20 protein-coding genes and 1 pseudogene are annotated in these 18,856 nt (G+C 70.3%); 13 read left to right on the plus strand and 8 right to left on the minus strand.

Features of this window, described 5'->3' with window-relative positions; translation table 11 throughout:
• The 4 genes and pseudogenes from VHK87_RS12870 to ssb all read left to right on the plus strand — a co-directional run.
• A pseudogene (locus VHK87_RS12870) lies at nt 1–1,859 on the plus strand (hypothetical protein); the annotation flags it as partial.
• A 52-nt stretch (nt 1,860–1,911) separates the two neighbouring features.
• Nucleotides 1,912–2,604, plus strand: coding sequence for a hypothetical protein (locus VHK87_RS12875; RefSeq protein WP_329635298.1), 693 nt, complete (start codon nt 1,912–1,914; stop codon nt 2,602–2,604).
• Between the two features lie 39 nt (nt 2,605–2,643).
• Nucleotides 2,644–3,018: a hypothetical protein gene (locus VHK87_RS12880; RefSeq protein ID WP_329635299.1), complete on the plus strand. Its 375-nt coding sequence runs from the start codon at nt 2,644–2,646 to the stop codon at nt 3,016–3,018.
• A gap of 127 nt (nt 3,019–3,145) precedes the next feature.
• On the plus strand, nt 3,146–3,628 hold the full coding sequence (ssb, locus tag VHK87_RS12885; RefSeq protein WP_329635300.1) for a single-stranded DNA-binding protein: 483 nt from the start codon (nt 3,146–3,148) through the stop codon (nt 3,626–3,628).
• 73 nt (nt 3,629–3,701) lie between these two features.
• On the opposite strand, the gene VHK87_RS12890 is transcribed toward ssb, so the two are convergent.
• The 3 genes from VHK87_RS12890 to VHK87_RS12900 form a co-directional block, all read right to left on the minus strand.
• Complete coding sequence (locus VHK87_RS12890) at nt 3,702–4,331, minus strand: beta/gamma crystallin-related protein (protein WP_329635301.1); 630 nt, start codon at nt 4,329–4,331, stop codon at nt 3,702–3,704.
• A 65-nt stretch (nt 4,332–4,396) separates the two neighbouring features.
• The gene (locus VHK87_RS12895) at nt 4,397–5,398 is read right to left on the minus strand and encodes a fatty acid desaturase (protein WP_329635302.1); all 1,002 of its coding nucleotides are present in this window, start codon (nt 5,396–5,398) and stop codon (nt 4,397–4,399) included.
• A 191-nt stretch (nt 5,399–5,589) separates the two neighbouring features.
• Nucleotides 5,590–6,030: a DUF3617 domain-containing protein gene (locus VHK87_RS12900; protein ID WP_329635303.1), complete on the minus strand. Its 441-nt coding sequence runs from the start codon at nt 6,028–6,030 to the stop codon at nt 5,590–5,592.
• A 178-nt stretch (nt 6,031–6,208) separates the two neighbouring features.
• Here VHK87_RS12900 and VHK87_RS12905 point away from each other — a divergent pair, with 178 nt between their 5' ends.
• Complete coding sequence (locus VHK87_RS12905; RefSeq protein WP_329635304.1) at nt 6,209–6,586, plus strand: VOC family protein; 378 nt, start codon at nt 6,209–6,211, stop codon at nt 6,584–6,586.
• A gap of 6 nt (nt 6,587–6,592) precedes the next feature.
• Here VHK87_RS12905 and VHK87_RS12910 read toward each other — a convergent pair whose 3' ends face one another.
• A complete protein-coding gene (locus VHK87_RS12910) occupies nt 6,593–8,509 on the minus strand; it encodes a glycoside hydrolase family 5 protein (RefSeq protein ID WP_329635305.1) in 1,917 nt (638 codons plus the stop codon).
• Between the two features lie 10 nt (nt 8,510–8,519).
• On the minus strand, nt 8,520–9,038 hold the full coding sequence (locus VHK87_RS12915; RefSeq protein WP_329635306.1) for a superoxide dismutase family protein: 519 nt from the start codon (nt 9,036–9,038) through the stop codon (nt 8,520–8,522).
• A gap of 109 nt (nt 9,039–9,147) precedes the next feature.
• On the opposite strand from VHK87_RS12915, the gene gyrA reads away from it, so the two are divergent.
• The 6 genes from gyrA to VHK87_RS12945 all read left to right on the plus strand — a co-directional run bounded on the left by gyrA (nt 9,148) and on the right by VHK87_RS12945 (nt 14,443).
• On the plus strand, nt 9,148–11,919 hold the full coding sequence (gene gyrA / locus VHK87_RS12920) for a DNA gyrase subunit A (RefSeq protein WP_329635307.1): 2,772 nt from the start codon (nt 9,148–9,150) through the stop codon (nt 11,917–11,919).
• A gap of 94 nt (nt 11,920–12,013) precedes the next feature.
• Entirely contained in the window at nt 12,014–12,508 is a 495-nt protein-coding gene (coaD, locus tag VHK87_RS12925; protein ID WP_329635308.1) for a pantetheine-phosphate adenylyltransferase, read from the plus strand.
• Nucleotides 12,509–12,551: 43 nt separating this feature from the next.
• Nucleotides 12,552–13,424, plus strand: coding sequence for a peptidylprolyl isomerase (locus tag VHK87_RS12930; protein WP_329635309.1), 873 nt, complete (start codon nt 12,552–12,554; stop codon nt 13,422–13,424).
• Nucleotides 13,424–13,903, plus strand: coding sequence for a peptidylprolyl isomerase (locus VHK87_RS12935; protein WP_329635310.1), 480 nt, complete (start codon nt 13,424–13,426; stop codon nt 13,901–13,903). Before VHK87_RS12930 ends, VHK87_RS12935 begins: the two co-directional genes overlap by 1 nt.
• Complete coding sequence (locus tag VHK87_RS12940) at nt 13,887–14,153, plus strand: hypothetical protein (protein WP_329635311.1); 267 nt, start codon at nt 13,887–13,889, stop codon at nt 14,151–14,153. The genes VHK87_RS12935 and VHK87_RS12940 overlap by 17 nt, the downstream gene beginning before the upstream one ends.
• The gene (locus VHK87_RS12945; protein WP_329635312.1) at nt 14,087–14,443 is read left to right on the plus strand and encodes a hypothetical protein; all 357 of its coding nucleotides are present in this window, start codon (nt 14,087–14,089) and stop codon (nt 14,441–14,443) included. Before VHK87_RS12940 ends, VHK87_RS12945 begins: the two co-directional genes overlap by 67 nt.
• Here the strand turns inward: VHK87_RS12945 and VHK87_RS12950 are convergent.
• Nucleotides 14,440–15,276, minus strand: a complete 837-nt coding sequence (locus tag VHK87_RS12950) for an FkbM family methyltransferase (protein ID WP_329635313.1) — start codon at nt 15,274–15,276, stop codon at nt 14,440–14,442. The two genes, VHK87_RS12945 and VHK87_RS12950, sit on opposite strands and share 4 nt — an antisense overlap.
• Nucleotides 15,277–15,374: 98 nt before the next feature.
• Here VHK87_RS12950 and VHK87_RS12955 point away from each other — a divergent pair, with 98 nt between their 5' ends.
• A complete protein-coding gene (locus VHK87_RS12955; protein ID WP_329635314.1) occupies nt 15,375–15,839 on the plus strand; it encodes a hypothetical protein in 465 nt (154 codons plus the stop codon).
• A gap of 12 nt (nt 15,840–15,851) precedes the next feature.
• Here VHK87_RS12955 and VHK87_RS12960 read toward each other — a convergent pair whose 3' ends face one another.
• Nucleotides 15,852–16,859 (minus strand): aldo/keto reductase, encoded by a 1,008-nt coding sequence (locus tag VHK87_RS12960; protein WP_329635315.1) that lies wholly within the window; start codon nt 16,857–16,859, stop codon nt 15,852–15,854.
• A 61-nt stretch (nt 16,860–16,920) separates the two neighbouring features.
• A complete protein-coding gene (locus tag VHK87_RS12965; RefSeq protein WP_329635316.1) occupies nt 16,921–17,898 on the minus strand; it encodes an endonuclease/exonuclease/phosphatase family protein in 978 nt (325 codons plus the stop codon).
• Nucleotides 17,899–17,960: 62 nt separating this feature from the next.
• Between VHK87_RS12965 and queA the strand changes: the two genes are divergently transcribed.
• Nucleotides 17,961–18,856: tRNA preQ1(34) S-adenosylmethionine ribosyltransferase-isomerase QueA (gene queA, locus VHK87_RS12970; RefSeq protein ID WP_329635317.1), on the plus strand; the 896-nt coding region annotated here is incomplete at its 3' end.

The raw sequence follows: 18,856 nt of genomic DNA on the forward strand, positions 1-18,856 counted from the left end.
AACTGCTGAAGTTCCAGACGGACACCGCTGCGGTGACGGCGCCGCAGCAGACCTCCGGCGAGGCGAATTTCGTTGACGGGCGCACCTTCGCCAAGGACCTGGACCCGAACGTCATCGCCGTCCGTGCGCAGCAGGTCGGGCCTGACGGGGCCGTCTACATGCTGGCCGACGTCGGCGACAAGGTCGCCGGCCAGGAGATCAAAGGCGAGCAGGACGTCGCCCTGCTGAAGTACGATTCCGCCGGCAACCTCATTTACAGCCGCACCCTCGGCGCGGCCGAGAAGGCGAGCGGCCTGGCCCTGGCGGTCTCCGCCGACGGCAAGGTGGCCATCGCCGGGTCAGTCACCGGCGCCATGAACGGCGCGACGGAAGGCGTCTTCATCTCCGGCGAGACCGGCGCCTTCGCCGAGGAGTCCGACAGCTTCGTCACCCTGTTCGACGCCGACGGCCAGGAGGTCTGGACCCAGCGCCGCGGCGCCCGCCAGGCGGACGAGGCGAGCCAGGTGAGTTTCGGCGCGGATGGCGCGGTCTATGTCGCCGGCCGCTCCCGCTCCAGCATGACCGGTTCGACCGGCCTGGGCGGCTGGGACAACTACGTGCAGGGCTTCAAGGCCGACGCGAAGGGCCAGATCCAGCACCTGTTCACCCAGGCGGTGGGCTCCAACAAGGACGACCGGGCAGGGGGCCTGGTGGTGGACGGCAATTCGCTGGTGGTCGCAGGCGTCGAGAACGGCCGGGCGGTCCTGCGCCGGTTCGACCTGCAGGCTGCCGGCGCGCCGAAGCTGGTCGCCACCCGTGACCTCGGCGAGATCCAGGGCGAGATCAACGGCCTGGCCCTCGACGGCGGCCAGATCGTCGTCGCCGGCACGACCCGCAACGCATCGCTTTCGGCCGGGACCGTCACCCATGCGCACGCCGGCGGTGCGGACGCCTTCGTGGCCCGCCTCTCCGCCAACCTCGTCGCCGGAGCCGGCGACCGGCTGGCCTATTATGGCGGCGCGGGCGATGAGAAGGTCACCGGCCTTGCGGCCAAAGCCGGCCAGATCTGGCTCAGCGGCCAGGCCGGCACGGACCTTCCGGACCAGCCCAAGGTCGGGACCAAGGACGGCTTCCTGGTCCGCATCGACGTGGACACCGGCGAGGACGTCTGGGCCCGCCGCTTCACGGGCCGCGAGGGCCACACCTCGCCGGGCCCGATCGCCATCGACACCACAGGCGCCAGTGTCCTCGACAAGCTCGGCCTGCCCAAGGGCCTGCTGGACATGTCGGACTCGCCGCGGATCACCGCGGCCACCTCGGCGCGGGAGGGCGACACCTTCTACCTGCGCGCCGACGGCGGCCGGCCGCAGGCCGTGACGATCGACAACAAGGACACCCTGGAGACCCTTGCCACCAAGATCCGCCGGGCGCTCGCCTTCAAGGCCAAGGTGGAGATCACCACCAGCGAGGGCGTCCGCCGGCTGCAGATCAAGCCGCTGCACGACCGCTCGCTGATCGAGATCCTGCCCGGCAAGGGCAGCGACAACGCGCTGGAGGTGCTGGGGCTGGCCGAGGGCGTCGTGCGCAACACCAAGGTCGTGGACGGGAAGACCGTGCCCGCCGACGGCAAGGCGCCGCTGTACGGCCTGGGCCTGCCCAGCGACCTCAACCTCAACGACGCCGAACAGGTGCGCCACGCCATGGCTGAGATCAGCGCGGCGATGGGCGTCATCCGCACCGCCTACAAGGACCTGGTGGCGAAGGCCTCGCCGAAGGCCGCCCCATCCACTGTAAACCCCACGGGCCAGGTGCCGGCCTACCTGCAGTCGCAGATCGCCAATTACCAGTCGGCGCTCGACCGGCTGACGGGCGGCGGCTGAGGGCTTGCGCCCGCGGCTTGAAAGCTGGGCCCGCGCGGTCTAGCCAAGGCCGATGGCATTCCTCTCCGACAGGCGCAACGCCCTGGTCCTCGGCGGCGGCGCAGCGGCGCTGCTCGCCGGCCTGGGCCTGGCCGCTATTCTCGTCCTGCAGGGCCCCAAGGAGCCCGCCGCGCCGCCGCCTGCCTCGCAGGCGGGCCTGGTCGTGGAGACCACCGACACGGACGAGCGCGTCAGCGCGACCCGGCCGCTCCGCTGCTTCGTGGACGGCCAGTTTGTCGGCGAGCTGACCCTGTCGGCCTGCGCCAAGCGCAATGGCGTGGCCACCGACGCGCTCGACGTCGGCGTCGACGAGACCGGCGCCCTGGCTGCAGCGAACCAGGCCGGCGCCTCCATCGTGCCCCTGCCGCCGATCAGCGAGGCGACGTCTGCGGGACTCGACGGGCCGTCCCAAGCCGCCCAGACGCCGGCGGGCGCTCCCGCTCAGGCCCGCCCCGCCGGGCCCTCTGCGCCGTGCTGGCGCTATTCCGGCGCGGAGTGGCGCAAGCTGCCCGACATGACCCTCAACGCCTGCGTCCAGACCCTCTACGCCGGCCGCTGCGAGCGGCCCGGCGCGGCCAGCTACGGCCGCTGGGGCCAGCAGACCCTACGGCTGGTGCCGGGGCGGGTGGAGGTCTCCGCCGACAATCGCAGCTTCCGCCGCCTAGCGGAGCAGGGCCCCGCCTGCTCGATCCCGGCCGTCGGGTGAGGTTGGAGCGCGGCCCGTCTCGTGTATAGGCTTGGCGCCATGCCTCGCATTCTCCTGATCGCGGCGGTCGCCGCGCTCTCACTCGTCGCCTGCCAGAAGCGCACCATCCCGCCCGGGACCCCCAACGTCTGCTACCACGTGGTGCCGCAGCAGGACGGGACGCTGAAGTACAACAAGGTCTCCGACCAGCCGGACCTGGAGCACTGCGCCGCGGCGCTCGAGGCCATGCGGATCCGCTTCCTGACCCTGGGCGGCAGCAACCGCGAGCTGGTCGGCGCCTTCCAGGGCAACTTCATCTTCCTTCAGCGGGAGGGCATCTTCACCGCCGGCTCGCTGGAGGAGCACCGCTACCTGGCGCTGGTGCGCACCGGCGACGGCCGGCTCGCCATCCCGGGAGCGATGCCGCAGCGGTGAAGGTCTATCCGCCGCAGTCGCGGACCAGAACTTAACGAGAACATCGGCATTGATCGGCGGATCGCCCGGGAGTAGCGTGCGCCCGGGCCTTCAGCCCGCACCTTTCGGAAAGCACAAGGACACATCGATGGCGGGCAGCGTCAACAAGGTCATCCTCATCGGCAATCTCGGAGCCGATCCCGAAATCCGCTCCCTGCCGTCGGGCGAGCGCGTGGCCAACCTGCGCATCGCGACCTCGGAGAGCTGGCGCGACCGGGCGACCGGCGAGCGCAAGGAAAAGACCGAGTGGCACCGGGTGGCGATCTTCAACGACAACATCGCCAAAGTCGCCGAGAACTATCTGCGCAAGGGCTCCAAGGTCTACATCGAGGGCCAGCTTCAGACCCGCAAATGGACCGACCAGTCGGGCGTCGAGAAGTTCTCCACCGAGGTGGTGATCCAGAAGTTCCGCGGCGAGCTGACCCTGCTGGACGGCAAGGGCGAGGGCGCCGGCGGCGGCCGCGAGCCCGAGTACGCCGGCGGCGGCGGCTTCTCCTCCGGCCCCCGCAACCAGAGCTCCGGCCCGCGCGAAGACTTCTCCGCCGACCTGGACGACGAGATCCCGTTCTAGGGGCGAGTTCCAAGAGTCAGAGAAACGGCCAGTCTCGCGAGAGACTGGCCGTTTCGATGTCTGGCCCTACGCCTCAGTACTTCCGGCAAAGCAGGTCGCGCAGCACGGGCGAGGGGCCGATGGGGCGGCCGTTCCAGTCCACCGCGCGGGGTGCGCGTTCGGAGGAGTCGTAGTGGGCCGCGCCGCCGTGGCCGTTGCGGCGGCAGAACTCGTTCGCCGAGGTCGAGCCGGCGGCGATGTCCGAGCCGCGGATGGTCGGGTAGGGGTAGAAGACGGTCCGGGCGCCGTCGATCCCGCGGCCGCCGGGCCGACCGCCGCCGCTCCAGCCGCCACCCGGCCGGTCCCAGTCGTCGTCAGGGCGGCCCCAGCCGCCGTCTCGGCCCGCGGGGCGGAGAGAGCTGATGCGTTCGGCCAGGCCCACGCTGTCCAGCTCGGGCACGTCGCCGGACAGCTCCATGCAGCGGCCCCCGAAGTCGGCGTTCTCGCAGACCGTCCAGCGGCCGTTGAAGCGGGCGCTGCGGGCCTGGTCGTTGAACTGGCGGGGCAGGTTGGTGGTCTCGCTGGTGACCGTGAACTGCCGCCCCTGGAAGTCCGGGAATTCGTAGAGGGTCGCCGACCCGACGCGCCCGCCGGCGTAGGGTTGGGCGCTCGCCGCTGTCGCCAAGGTCATCGCGGCCACCGCCGCCATCGTGAAGAGCCGCATCCCAGCCTCCGTGGTTGATGGGACGAAGCTAGGGCGGCCGGGATGAACCGCGGCTGTACGCGGCGTCAGCCGAGGCGCTTGTACTCGCGGAAGGAGATCAGTTCGCCGCGCGCCTCGTCGTAGAGCGCCAACCGCGCGCACTTGAAGCTCTCCATCAGCCCGATGCGGCTGACATCCTTCAGCTCGGGCCGGTCGCGCAGCACTTCCGGCAGCCGGTAGTAGGGGATCCGGCTGGAGAGGTGGTGCACGTGGTGGATGCCGATGTTGGCGGTGAGCCAGCGCAGCACCGGCGGCAGGTCGTAGTGAGAGGAGCCCTCGAGGGCTCCGAGATCGCGCTTCCACTTGCCCTGGCGGGCCCAGTAGACGCCCTCGAACTGATGCTGCACGAAGAACAGCCACACGCCGATGGTGGCCGCCAGCAGCATGGTGATGAAGTTCACCACCAGCGGGCCCAGGCCCACCAGCCAGACCAGCGCAGCCGCCCCGGCCGCGATCGCCAGAGTGTTGCCGAGCGTCGAGACCCACGGCCGCCAGCCCTCACGCATCATCCCCAGCGGGATCCGCTGCATGATGAAGAAGTTGAACGCCGGCCCCAGGCCGAACATCACCAGCGGGTGCCGATAGAGCCGGTAGCCGAGCCGCCGGCGCGGGCTCAGCGCGCGGTATTCATCCACCGTCAGGGTGTCGATGGCCCCGATGCCGCGCCGGTCGAGGTTGCCGGAGGTCGCGTGGTGCTGAGCGTGCGCCCGCCGCCAGTACTCGTAAGGGGTCAGGGTGAAGACGCTCATCACCCGGCCGACCCAGTCATTGGCCGCCTTCGCGGGGAAAAACGAGCCGTGCCCGCAGTCGTGCTGGATGAGGAACATCCGCATCAGGAAGAAGGCGGCCGGAATGGTCAGCAGCAGCGCGGCCCAGACCGCGCCCGCCTCGAACGCGAACCAGGCGACGCCCCAGATCGCGAAGAGGGACCCTGTGGTGATCAGGATCTCCACAAGGCTGCGGCTCAGCTTGGGCGTCCTGTAGGGCGCGAGCGCTCGGCTCCAGTCGGTTGCGGTCAGGTCAGTCACGAGGGTCTTGTCGGCTTTCTGCTAAGTCGGCGGGGGTCATGCCGGGCGAATACGGCGCCTGTGAGACAGGCGGCCGCACGGCGTTTTGTCTCGCGAGCTTTGTCTCGGAGGTCAACGGGGGCGGATATGATCCGAATAGTTCGGCGAGCCCTACGTTCCCGCAGAACCCATCAATTGATCGTCAGCGCGGCTCAGTTGGTCTGCGCGACCGCGGCCGGCGGGCAGGTGTCGCTGATTCGGCGGGCGTCGGTGCTGGCCTTTCCAGCGATGGTGAGGCCGGCCCACTCGGTGGCGATGTCGGCGGTCAACTGCATGGTGGTCGGCGTGTAGCTGCCCTCGCCGGCGACATCGACGACGCGGCCCTTTTTCGAGCGGCACTGGCCCTTCAGCAGGATCTTGCCGCCCGCGAAGGATTTGGTCGGATAGGTGCACTTGTAGTGCCGGTTCGACGGGCCCTCCATGAACTTGGCCACTTCCTGAGGGGTGATGCAGCGCTTCTCCACCTTCTTCTGCGGGATCGGCGAGATCAGCCGGTTTGTGGTCTCCCAGTAGCCCGGCAGAATTCCTTCAGCGGCGGCGGCCGGGCCGGCGAGGAGCAGCGGCGCGAGCAGGAGGGCGAGGCGGCGTTTCATGGCGTCGTCTTCTTTGGGCTTTTCGGAAGGTCTGAGCTCAGATGGGACCCCATACTGCCCCAGGCAAGCTGAACACAGGATGTCCGCGGGCCAACAGCAAGCCGCCCGACGCCGCGTCACGCTTGACCGTCCGCCATCGGCGCGCTCGTCTGGGGCCTCAAGCACCGGAGGGGCGCAGATGTTCTCGCACGTCATGATCGGCACCAACGACCTGGAGCGGGCCAAGACCTTCTACGACGCCCTGCTCGGCGCGCTCGGCGTCCCGCCCGGGTTCGTGGATCGCCATCGGATCTTCTACCGCGCCAACGGCGGGGTGCTGGGCATCTCGCTGCCGATCGACGGTCAGCCGGCGACCCCGGCCAACGGCGGGACCATCGGCTTCGCCTGCACCTCCACCGAACAGGCCGACGCCTGGCACGCGGCGGGCCTGGCCAACGGCGGGACGTCCATCGAGGACCCGCCGGGCGTGCGCGAGCAGCCCACCGGGCGCATGTACCTCGCCTACCTGCGCGACCCGGACGGCAACAAGCTCTGCGCGATGCACAGGCTGAGGTAAGCCAGCCTAGCCGGTGAGCCCCAGCCTCAGACGCCCCGAACGCCGCGAGCGGACCTGCATCAGATCACCGCTGCGGGTCACCTCGGCATCAGGATCGTCGCACACGACCTCCGCGCCCGCGCCGAACCAGGCGCTCGGCACGTAGAGCTCTGTGGGCGCGGCGACGTTCGGGTCCACCTCGACCTCGGCGGTGAACAGGCCCGTGCTCCAGTCGAATCGCTGCGCGGTGATCCGCCCCTGCGCGGAACGGACATAGGGTCGGGAGAAGCCCCGCACGGCCCTCCCGCCGTCCGAGCCGCCGCCCTGCTGGTCGCTGGAGAAAATGGAAAGGTCCTCCTGGTTCCAGCCGTCGCCGATGCGCAGGTCGTTGCGGTTGGAGGCGGTGTAGTTCCACTGGGTGGAGGACAGTCCCAGCTCGTCCATGGCGTCGTACATCAGCGACAGCGCCCGCTCATGGGCGGCCCAGATCGCTTCGTCCCGCTCGCCGGCCGCCCAGCGGCGGTACGCCTCGCCGCCGTTCAGGTCGTAGGGGATGCCGAATTCGCCGATCAGGGTGGGGGCGTTCAGCGCCTCGCCATGGGCCCGGATTCGCGACAGTTCGCGCTGGTAGCGGCTGCGCAGCCGCTCCGGATCGAAGCTCGCGTCGAAGGTCTTGGTCACCAGCGTGCGGGCGTCATACCAGTGGTTGGCGTTCACCGTCCGCTCGGGCATCCCGGGCGGGAAACCGTGGCCGGTCGCCGCCTCGAACGGGTCGAGCTCGGCGAACAGCAGCCAATCGTCCCGGACGCTGCGCACTGTCTGCGCCACCGCCCGCATGAACGGGGCCATGAAGTCGGAGTCGTAGTCCACTGGCCGGCCGTCCACCGCCTGGAAGGCGTCCTCCCGCAGGGGCGCCGCACCTTCCCGCCGCCAGATGCCGGCCCGCTCGAAAGGATCAGCCTCGCCAGATGTCCAGATGCGCACGCCCGCCGCGTTCACGGTCAGCTCGGAGACGATCTCCAGGCCCGGCGCCTCCCCCTGCCGGCCAAGCATGGGCAAGGCTCGGGTCAGGCCGGCGGCGGCGGCCAGGCCATCCAGCGGCGTCCACACTGGCCCGGGCCGCGGAGGGCGGGGAGTGTCGGGGCTGGGCGTCAGCCGCCGCTCCGACAGCGGCTGGCCGATCCAGCCGCGGCCGGGCTCGTTGAGGGAATCGAAGCCGATGACGTGCGGCTGGTCCTTCACCGCCTCGGCCACTGCGCGCATGGCCCCGAGGTAGGCGCCCTGCAGCACGTCCTGGACGTTGCGCCCATCGATCCGCCATTCCGGCGTGAAGGCCCGGCCGGCGAAGAAGGCGGTCCAGCAGATGCCGTTGGCCGGCATCTGGTAGTTCCGTCCCCAACTCATCATTGGGTAGCGGTCTTCCTGCCGGGCGACCGGGCTCGCGTAGTCGTACCGGTGCTGCATCACAAGCGCGGCGTCGGCCGCGTCGAAGCGGGTGAAGTCCAGGCCCAGCGCCTCGAGCGTCCAGCCGGGCGCCCCGTCGCCGCCGGTCATCCGGCTCCAGACGTCCTGGTGGAAATCGACGAACACCCAGAAGCCGTACTCGCCGCCTCGCCGGCAGACCTGTGCGAAATAGTCGAGGTAGGCGCGGTCATACTGGCCAGGGCCGGCGTGCTCCACCGCCTCCCAAGTCGTCAGCAGGCGCAGGCAGTTGAAACCCCAGCCGCGCAGCCGGCCAAGGTGCTCGTCGGCCTCTTCGATGGGGAAGGGACGGCCCACGAACGAGACCTCGCGGTGGTCCGCAAAGTCGCTCGGCAGGTGGGTGCCGCCATACGGGTAGGGGACCTTGCAGTCCCCGCCGAGGTTGACGCCCCGAAGGATCACCTCGCGCCCGGCGTCGTCGACGAAGGCGGTTCCGCGGGCGGCGAGGCGTCCTGGGCTCATCGAGAAGGGCCTACTTGATGGCGCCGCAGGCGATGCGGGCGCCCGCGCCGCCGATCGGTTGGGTCTTGTGGTCGTCGGGCGAGGCGTGGATCACCAGCGCCGAGCCGTCTGCGTCTGCGAGCCGCACGCGCCCGGCCGCCTTCACCGAGACGTAGCTGGAGAAGAACTCGGCGTTGGCGGTCCCGTCCTTCGCGACAAACAGGTTCGGCAGGTCGCCGGCCTCGTTGGCGTCCGGATTGAGCAGGCCATGCACCATGGTCGGCTGGTCGTGCACGTGGCCGCCGGCGCTGGTGAAGTCGGACTTCGAGCAGTCGGCCTTCTCGTGGAAGTGCAGGCCGTGCCAGCCGGGCGGCAGGCCCTTGGCCTCGACACGCATGACCACGCCGTTCGGGGCCTCGCTGATCATGGCGTGGCCAACCGACGCGCCGGCGTTGTTCTTCAGCTCCACGTGCAGCGGCGCGGGCGCCGTCTGGGCGAAGGCGGGCGCGGCGAGCGCCACGGCGGCGAGAGCGGCGATTGGGGTACGCATGGGCAGGATTCCTGTGACTGAAGAGGCGGGAAACCTAGCGTCTGCGGCTTTCGGATGATACCCGGAGGACCTATCTCCTGTGTCCGATTCTGGCGGCTAAATCCCACCCTTGAGCGACGACAACCCCACCCCACCGGACGACGGCCGGCGCGGGGGCATCGCCCCTATCGCCATCGAAGACGAGCTGAAGCGCTCGTACCTCGACTACGCCATGAGCGTGATCGTGAGCCGGGCGCTGCCCGACGTGCGCGACGGCCTCAAGCCCGTGCACCGGCGCATCCTGTTCTCGATGAATGAGCAGGGGCACACGCCGGACCGCAGCTACGTGAAGTCCGCCCGCGTGGTCGGCGACGTCATGGGTAAGTATCACCCGCACGGCGACGTGGCGATCTACGACACCTTGGTGCGGATGGCCCAGCCGTTCTCCATGGGCCAGCTGCTGATCGACGGCCAGGGCAACTTCGGCTCGGTGGACAACGATCCGCCGGCCGCCATGCGCTACACCGAGTGCCGGCTGACGCGCGCGGCGATGTCGATCCTCGCCGACCTCGACAAGGACACCGTCGACTTCAAGGACAACTACGACGGCTCCGAGCACGAGCCGGTGGTCCTGCCCTCGCGCATCCCCAATCTGCTGGTCAATGGCGCGGGCGGCATCGCCGTCGGCATGGCCACCAACATTCCGCCGCACAACCTGGGCGAAGTGGTCGACGCCTGCCTGGCGATGATCGACAACCCGGACATCGGCCTGGATGAGCTGCTCGACATCGTCCCGGCCCCGGATTTCCCCACCGGCGGCGAGATCATCGGCCGGACGGGGGCGCGCCAGGCGCTGATGACCGGCCGCGGCTCGGTGGTGATGCGCGGCAAGGCGGCGATCGAGGAGGTCCGCAAGGACCGCGAGGCGATCGTCATCACCGCCATCCCCTATCAGGTGAACAAGGCCGCGCTGGTCGAGCGGATCGCCGAGCTGGTGCGCGAGAAGCGCATCGAGGGCGTGGCGGACCTTCGCGACGAGTCCGACCGCGACGGCATGCGCGTCGTCGTCGAGATGAAGCGCGAGGCCAGCGCCGAGGTCCTGCTCAACCAGCTCTACCGCTTCACCCCTCTGCAGACCTCCTTCGGGGTCAACATGCTGGCGCTGAACCGCGGCCGGCCCCAGCAGATGGGCCTGAAGGAGATGCTCGACGCCTTCGTCGCCTTCCGCGAGGAAGTCGTCGTCCGGCGCACCAAGTACGAGCTGTCCAAAGCCCGCGACCGCGGCCACGTGTTGGTGGGCCTCGCCATCGCGGTGGCCAACATCGACGACGTCATCCACATCATTCGCTCCTCCAAGGATCCGGCGGAAGCCCGCGAGCGGCTGATCGCCCAGGCCTGGCCGACCGGCGACATGATGCCCCTCGTGGACCTGATCGCCGACCCGCGATCGGTGCTGGTCGAGGGCGACCGCATCCGGCTCACCGACGAGCAGGCGAGGGCGATCCTGGCGCTCACCCTGTCGCGGCTGACGGGTCTGGGCCGTGACGAGATCTTCGGAGAGGCGCGCGAGCTCGCCGCCGTCATCCAGGGCCACCTCGACATCCTGTCCTCGCGCGAGCGGGTGATGGCGATCGTGCGCGAGGAGCTGGTGGAGGTCAGGGCCGCCTACGCCGTCCCGCGCCGCACCGAGATCGTCGAAGGCGACGCCGACGTCGAGGACGAGGACCTGATCGCCCGCGAGGACATGGTCATCACCGTGACCCACTCGGGCTACGTCAAGCGCACGCCGCTGAACATCTACCGGACCCAGCACCGGGGCGGCAAAGGCCGCTCGGGCATGGCGACCAAGGAAGAGGACGCCGTCACCCGGGTGTTCTCGGCCAACACCCACACGCCGGTGCTGTTCTTCTCGAGCGGCGGCAAGGCCTACAAGCTGAAGGTGTGGCGCCTGCCGGTGGGCACGCCGACCAGCCGCGGCAAGGCCTTCGTCAACATCCTGCCGATCGAGCCGGGCGAAACCATCACCTCGATCCTGCCGCTGCCCGAGGACGAGGCGACGTGGGACCAGTACGACGTGATGTTCGCCACCCGCTCGGGGAACGTCCGCCGCAACAAGCTCTCCGACTTCATCGACATCCGCCGCAACGGCAAGATCGCCATGAAGCTCGACGAGGGCGACTCCATTATCGGCGTCTGCGTCTGCACGCGTGAGAACGACGTGCTGCTGACCACGGCGCTCGGCCGCTGCATCCGCTTCTCGGTGGAAGAGGTGCGGGTGTTCGCCGGCCGCGACTCCACCGGCGTGCGCGGCGTGCGCCTCGCGGACGGCGACCAGGTCATCTCCATGGCCATCCTGCGCTCCGTCGAGGCCAGCCCCGCCGAGCGCGCCGCCTACCTCAAGCACAGCCGCGCCATGCGCGCCGCCGAGCTCGGCGAGCAGCCGGAGGAATCCGCGCCCGAGGACGATGACGCCGGCGAGGACGAGGGCCTGGCTCCGATGCCGCCCGAGCGCATCGCGGCGCTGGGCGCGGCCGAGGAGTTCATCCTGACCGTCTCCTCGGAAGGCTTCGGCAAGCGGACCAGCGCCTACGAGTACCGTCGCACGGGCCGGGGCGGCCAGGGCCTGATGGCCCAGGACCTCTCGAAGCGCGGCGGCCGTCTGGTGGCCTCCTTCCCGATCGAGGACGCCGACCAGATCCTGCTGGTCACCGACCAGGGCCAACTGATCCGCACCCCGGTCCGCCAGGTCCGCGTCGCCGGCCGCAACACCCAAGGCGTCACCATCTTCCGCAAGGCGGCCGACGAGCACGTGGTTTCCGTCGAGCGGCTGGCTGACGCCGGCGACGAGCCGGAAGAGGGCGTAATCGGCGAAGAGCCTGAAGCTCCGGAGTCGGAGGACTAGGCGCGCCGACCTCCCCTTGAGGAAGAAACGGCTTGCCTAACGGCGCCCGGCTGGGCCATTGGCCGAAAGGGAGAGCTCTGGGGGACTGCCCTTTATGACGCGTATCGGCCTGTATCCGGGCACCTTCGACCCGATGCACAACGGCCACCTGGACATCATCGGCCGGGCCGTGAAGCTGGTCGACCGGCTGGTGCTCGGGGTGGCGATCAACCAGGGCAAGGGCCCGATGTTCACCCTCGAGGAGCGCGTCGAGATGGTGCGGGCCGAGACCCAGCACCTCAATTCGACGGCCGAGATCGTCGTCGAGCCGTTCGAGGGGCTGCTGATGCACTTCGCCCGCGAGGTCGGGGCCTCGGTGATCGTGCGCGGCCTGCGGGCTGTCGCCGACTTCGAGTTCGAGTTCCAGATGACCGCGATGAACCAGCAGCTGGACCGCGAAATCGAGACCGTCTTCCTGATGGCCGACCCGCGCCACCAGGCGATCGCCTCCAAGCTGGTCAAGGAGATCGCCATCCTCGGCGGCGACGTGGCCAAATTCGTCAGCCCGCGCATCGAGGCGCGGCTGAAGGAAAAGGTCGGCGCGCGCTGAGCGGTCTGGCGCGCCAAACCGACGCCCGCTACCAGTAGCGCCCATGATCCGAGCCCTCGCCTTGGGTGCGTGCGCCTTCTCGCTCGCCACTGCCCCCGCCCTGGCCCAGACCAAGCCGCGCCCGGCCGCTCCGGCGCCTGCGGCCCAGCCCGCCAGGCCCGCCGCCGGTGACTGGCGCACGCCCGACCCGCAGAACGTCCTGGTGATCGACACCAACAAGGGCCGGGTGCTGGTCGAGATGGTCCCGCAGCTGGCGCCGCAGCACGTCGAGCGGATCCGCACGCTGACCCGCCAGGGGCTCTACGACGGGCGCAAGTTTTTCCGGGTCATCGACGCGTTCATGGCCCAGACCGGCGATCCGCAGGACACCGGCGAGGGCGGCTCGGCCCTGCCGGACCTGCCGGCCGAGTTCACTTTCCGCGTCGCGCCGCCGGAGATGGTCAAGGTGCACGCCGACGCCGTCAGCGAGATCGGCTTCATCGGACCCGTGCCGATCCGCAGCCAGAACGCCTGGATGGCCGCGGCCACGGTGGACGGCAAGGTGACCGCCTTCGGCCTCTATTGCCCGGGCGTGGGCGGCATGGCACGCGGGGGCGACCCCGGTTCGGCCAACAGCCAGTTCTTCCTGATGCGCGCCAAGTATCCGTCGCTGGAGCAGCGCTACACCGTCTGGGGCCGGGTGATCTCTGGGCTGGACGTAGTCCGGGCGATCAAGACCGGCGAGCCGGTGGCCCCGCCCCAGGACGAAATGCAGAAGGTGCGGGTGCTCGCCGACATCCCGGCCGCGGAACGACCGAAGGTCCGGGTGGTTGACACGAAGAGCCCCTGGCTAGCCGCCGAAGTCGAGCGGCTGAAGGCTCTCAAGGGGCCCGACTTCAGTGCATGCGATATCGAACTGCCCGTGGAGGTGAAGTGATGGCCCAGGACCCCGAGAATTTCCTGATCATGGAGCTCGATAGCGGGCCGGTGAAGATCAAACTTCGCCCCGACCTGGCCCCCAACCACGTCGCCCGCATCAAGGAGTTGTCGCGCGAGGGCTTCTACGACGGCGTCAAGTTCCACCGGGTGATCCCCGGCTTCATGGCCCAGGGCGGCGACCCCACCGGGACCGGCTCGGGCGGCTCGGACAAGCCGAACCTCAACGCCGAGTTCACCGACGCCCACCACGTGCGCGGGGCTTGCTCGATGGCCCGCACCAACAACCCGAACTCGGCCAACAGCCAGTTCTTCATCTGCTTCGACGACGCCACCTTCCTCGACCGCCAGTACACGGTTTGGGGCGAGGTGATCGAAGGCATGGAGAATGTCGACGCCCTGCCGAAGGGCGAGCCGCCGAAGAACCCGGGGCGGATCATCTCGATGAAGGTCCTGGCCGATATTGAAGCCCAGGCTTGAGGCGGCCTACGCCGAGCCGCACCGGCGCTACCACACCCGGGCCCACATCGAGGCCTGCCTGACGCTCCTGGACGAGGTCCAGGGGCTGTCGGCGCACGAGCGCCAGATCCTCGCCTGGGCGATCTGGTGGCACGACGCGATCTACGACGCCAAGGCCGCCGACAAGAGGCCCGCAGCGCCGACATGGCCGAGGCGGACCTGGCGGAGATGGGCGTCAGCCCCGCCGATCGCGCCGAGGTCGCCCGGCTGATCCGCCTGACCGCCGGTCATGAGGTGGCGCCCGGCGACCGCATGGGCGCGATCCTGGTCTCCATCGACCTGTCGATCCTCGGCGCCTCGCCGGCGGACTACGACGCCTACGCGAGGGCCGTCCGCGAGGAGTACGCCCACGTGCCGGATGAGCTGTGGCGGGCCGGCCGCGGGCGGGTGCTGCGGCGCTTCCTGGAGGCGCCCGCGATCTTTCCGGATCCGCGCCTGGGCGAGCGCTTCGAGGCGCAGGCGCGGGCAAACCTGGCCCGGGAGCTCGCCTCGCTCGGCTAGCGCGCGGCCGCAGCGCCTTCTTTCGTGTAGCGCTGGATGTAGGGGTGCGCGTCGGGGGTCGACGGGAGAGGATCGTCCGCAGTCCGGACCGGCGTCATGTTCCACGGATTGTCGCCGCCCGGGGGAACGGCGACCACGTTCAGGTCGCCCAGGCGGATCTCGCCGGGCGTCTTCGGCGCCAGCGGCGTCACGAACGGCGCGAACAGCCAGTAGAGGTCGTAACCCGCCTCCAGGAAGATGCGCATGACCTGGCGGGCCGGCGCCTCGCGCGAGCGGGTGGCCTCCACGACCCATGTGGGCTTCACGTCGCGGATCAGCCGGCCCGCGCCTTTCAGCACTTCGGGCTCGAACCCCTCCACGTCGACCTTCACCACCCGGACATCGCCCGGGATGTCATCGAGGCGGAGCATCCGCACCGGTTCGGTGGGGGCGTCGGTCATCAGGAAACCGGCGACGCCGTGATTTCCCTTCAGCCGCAGGGGCGGCGTCGGAAACGCCGCCAGCTTCGCCTCCGGTCCCGCCGCAGCGTGGAGAACCTCCACATTGGTCAGCCCGTTGACCACCACATTGGCCGACAGGATTCCTGCGATCCCCCGGTGCGCCTCCAGCGCCACGACCCGCCAGCGGCGGCGCGCCACCGCGAAGGGCAGGGCGATGGTGCCGATGTTGGCGCCCACGTCGACGAACGCGCCGCCCGGCCGGTCCGCCGCCAGCAGCAGGTAGTCCAGCAGCGGCCGCGCGAACTCGCCGTGCGCCTTGAGGGAGCCGCCGACGGCGGAGTCGCCCTCGGGGAAATAGAAGGTCAGGCCGTAGGCGCGGGTCACGTCGAACACACGCCCTGCTAGCACCTCGGCGCGCCGCCGTCAGCCGCGGCTGCTGCAACGCTTCGCGGCCGCGCCGGTTATATCCTCCCCGATCCCGAGAGGACGCCATGGCCCCGCGGCTGAAGGTCTTCGTCACCTCCGACGGGCTCACCGACTATGTCGTCGCGGCGAGCTCGAAGCCGAAGGCGCTGGCCGCCTGGGGCGTGCATCAGGACCTGTTCAAGACCGGCGCGGCGCGCGAGACCGACGATCCGGCGCTGGTCGAGGCCGCGCTCGCCCGCCCCGGCGAGGTGCTGCGCCGGCCGGCGGGCTCGCGCGAGACGCTGGCCAAGCTGAAGCCCGCCAAGGCGCCCAGGCCGAAGAAGGGCCCATCGCCTGCGGCCCTGAAGCGCGTCGCCGACCTCGAGGCGCGCCTCGCCTCGCTCCAGGAGACGCACGAGACCGCCTGCGCCGAGATCGCCGCCGCGCGTGAGGAGCTGAACGCCCGCGAGGCGCTGGAGGCCCGCAACTACGCCGCCCAGCGCGACAGGCTCGAGGCGGACCTGGCGAAGGCGCGGAAGGCGCTGCGCTAGCGCCGGCTAGACCTACTCCGCCGGCTCCAACTCGCCCGGCAGCAGCTCGGTGTCGATGTTGGCCTGCAGGGCGGAGCTGTAGCGGGGCCCTGCGACGGTCTTCGGGTTCACCAGCTCGTCGATGCGGGCCATCACCTCGGGGGAGAGGCGCACGTCCGCGCCGGCGGCGTTCTCGGCCATGTGGTCGGGGCGGGTGGTGCCGGGGATCGGCACGAGCGTGGGGTCCTTGTGCAGCAGCCAGGCCAGGCACAGCTGGGCCGGCGTGCAGCCGGCCTCCCGCGCCACCGCCTCGAACCGCTCCAGCAGCTTCAGATTGGCGGCGAAGTTCTCCCCCTGGAACCTGGGCATGTTCAGCCGGATGTCGCCCGGCTCCAGCTGTGAGACGTCGCGCACCCCGCCGGCGATGAAGCCGCGGGCCACCGGACTGAAGGCCACGAAGGTCACGCCGAGCTCGCGACACGCGTCGAGCACCGCGACTTCCGGATTGCGGGTCCAGGGCGAGTACTCGGTCTGGATGGCGGCGATCGGATGCACCGCATGGGCCCGCCGCAGGGTGGCGGCTGAGACTTCCGAGAGGCCGATGGAGCGGATCTTGCCTTCGCGCACCAGGTCGGCGAGCGCGCCGACGCTCTCCTCGATCGGGACCCGGCGGTCCCAGCGGTGCAGGTAGTAGAGGTCGATGGCGTCGGTCTTCAGGCGGCGCAGGCTGTCTTCGCAGGTCGCCTTCAGGTTCTCGGGTCGGCCGTTGATTTCGCGCTTGTCGCCGACCGTCATGCCGCACTTGGAGGCCAGCACGAACTTGTCCCGATGCGGGCCCAGGATCTCTCCAACCAGGGTCTCGTTGTGGCCGAGGCCATAGACGGCGGCGGTGTCGAAGAAGGTGTAGCCGGCGTCCAGGGCGCCCAGCAGCACCCGCTCCGCCTGCTCGCGGGGCGGCGGCGAGCCGTAAGCGTGCGACAGGCTCATGCAGCCGAGCCCGATGGCCGAGACTTCGAAGGAACCGACGCGCCGCTTGTCCATGGATGGCCTCCGCACTCTGCTCTTGGGGAAGCCCGTCAGAAGCGCCCGTGGCGCGGAGGCGTCAAGGGGTCAGCGCCAGCCGCACGATGACCGGATAGTGGTCGGACCCGAGCCGCGGCCCGCGCTCGACGCTCACCGTGCGCCAGCCGGGCCCGGCGTAGACGTGGTCGATCGGCAGGAAGGGCAGGGGCGAGGCGGCCGCGCCCGCGCGGGCCGCCGGCCAGCTGAACAGCATCCGGGTGCGGCGCTCCAGGCCAAAGGCGCGGTCCTCCCGCCTTCGAGTGAACGACCAAGGCGTGGAGTTGAAGTCGCCCGAGACGATCAGCCGGCCCTTCGGGAACTTGCCGACGATCGCCGCGAGCCGCCGTCCCTGGGCCTGCTGGGGGCCGGCCGGGATCGGCCAGGTGTAGTGGACGCCGACGACGGTGAAGGTGGCGCCGCCCCGCAGCGGCAGCGTGGCGCGGGCGGAGGAGACCCGGGCGCCTTCGTCCACCTTTGGGACGCCGGTCTCCAGCGGCGGCTGCTTGCTCAGGATCACGGTCTGGCAGCGGTGGCGGCGCGCGCAGCTGACGTGGTAGCCGCCGCGGCGCTCGACAGCCTCCAGCACCCGAGGCTTGACCTCCTGCATGACGACCACGTCCGCGTCCTGGGCGTAGAGCCAGTCGAGCGTGCCCTCCAGGTCCCGGTTGCGGCCGCCCCAGACGTTGAACTGGATCAGCTTGAGGTCGGCGGCGGCGCCTGCGGGCGCTCGCGTCTCGGCCCGCGTCAGCTCCGGCCAGATCAGCAGCAGGGCCAGCGGCGCGCCCACGGCCGCGATGCCGAGGGTGGCGATCCGCAGACGGCTGCGGGGCGTCAGCAGCGTCAGGCCCGCGCCGGCCAGCACCATCCAGAGCTGGATCGGGGCGAAATGGGCGGCGATATCCAGCCGGTCGGAGATCCGCCCGCCGTTGGCCGCCAGCGCCCCGAGCGCGCCGGCGACGACCAGCGCCAGCGCGATTGCCGCCGCCATCCGGATCAGCACGAGTCGCAACGCTCCCATGGCCGCCTCTACCATGCCCGCGCTTGACGCGCCCCGGCCGCCATGCGCTTGAGCGGGCCCCGATGCTGCTTTCCGACTTCGATTTCCACCTGCCCGAGGACCGCATCGCGCTTCGGCCCGCCAGTCCGAGGGATTCGGCGCGGCTGCTGCATGTCCCTGCCTCCGGAGCCTTCGAGGACCTGATCGTCCGCGACCTGCCGCGCCTGCTCAGGGCCGGCGACCGGCTGGTGTTCAACGACACCCGTGTGATCCCCGCACGGCTGAAGGGGCGCAGGATCCGTGGAGATTCGGTGGTGGTCGTGGAGGCGACCCTGCATCGGCGCTTATCGCCGCACAGCTGGACGGCTTTCATGCGGCCCGGCAAGCGGCTGGCGGTCGGCGACCGGGTCTCGTTCGGGGAGGAGACCGACCGCGCCTGCCTGCTCGCCGCGCTCGAGGCCACGATCAAGGACAAGGGCGACGGCGGCGAGGTCACCCTCAGCTTCGACATCTCCGGCCCGGACCTGGACGCCGCCATCGCGGAGCGGGGCGCCATGCCGCTGCCGCCCTACATCGCCGCCAAGCGGGCCGAGGACGAGCAGGACCGGCGCGACTACCAGACCATCTACGCCCAGGCGGAAGGCTCGGTCGCGGCCCCGACCGCCGGTCTGCACTTCACCGAGCCGCTGCTGGCGGCCCTGCGCGGGTCCGGCGTGGACCTGTCCTTCGTCACCCTGCACGTGGGGGCGGGCACCTTCCTGCCGGTGAAGACCGAGGTCGTCGCCGAGCACCGGATGCACGCTGAGACCGGCGAGGTGGATGCGCGCACGGCCGCGGAGATCAACGCCACCCGCGCCGCCGGCGGCCGGATCGTCTGCGTCGGCACCACCTCGCTCAGGTTGCTAGAGTCCGCCGCGGCCGGCGGAGAGCTAGCGCCGTTCTCCGGGGACACCTCGATCTTCATCACCCCGGGTTACCG

It is taken from the genome of Phenylobacterium sp., from assembly GCF_036263695.1.
Taxonomy (GTDB): domain Bacteria; phylum Pseudomonadota; class Alphaproteobacteria; order Caulobacterales; family Caulobacteraceae; genus Phenylobacterium.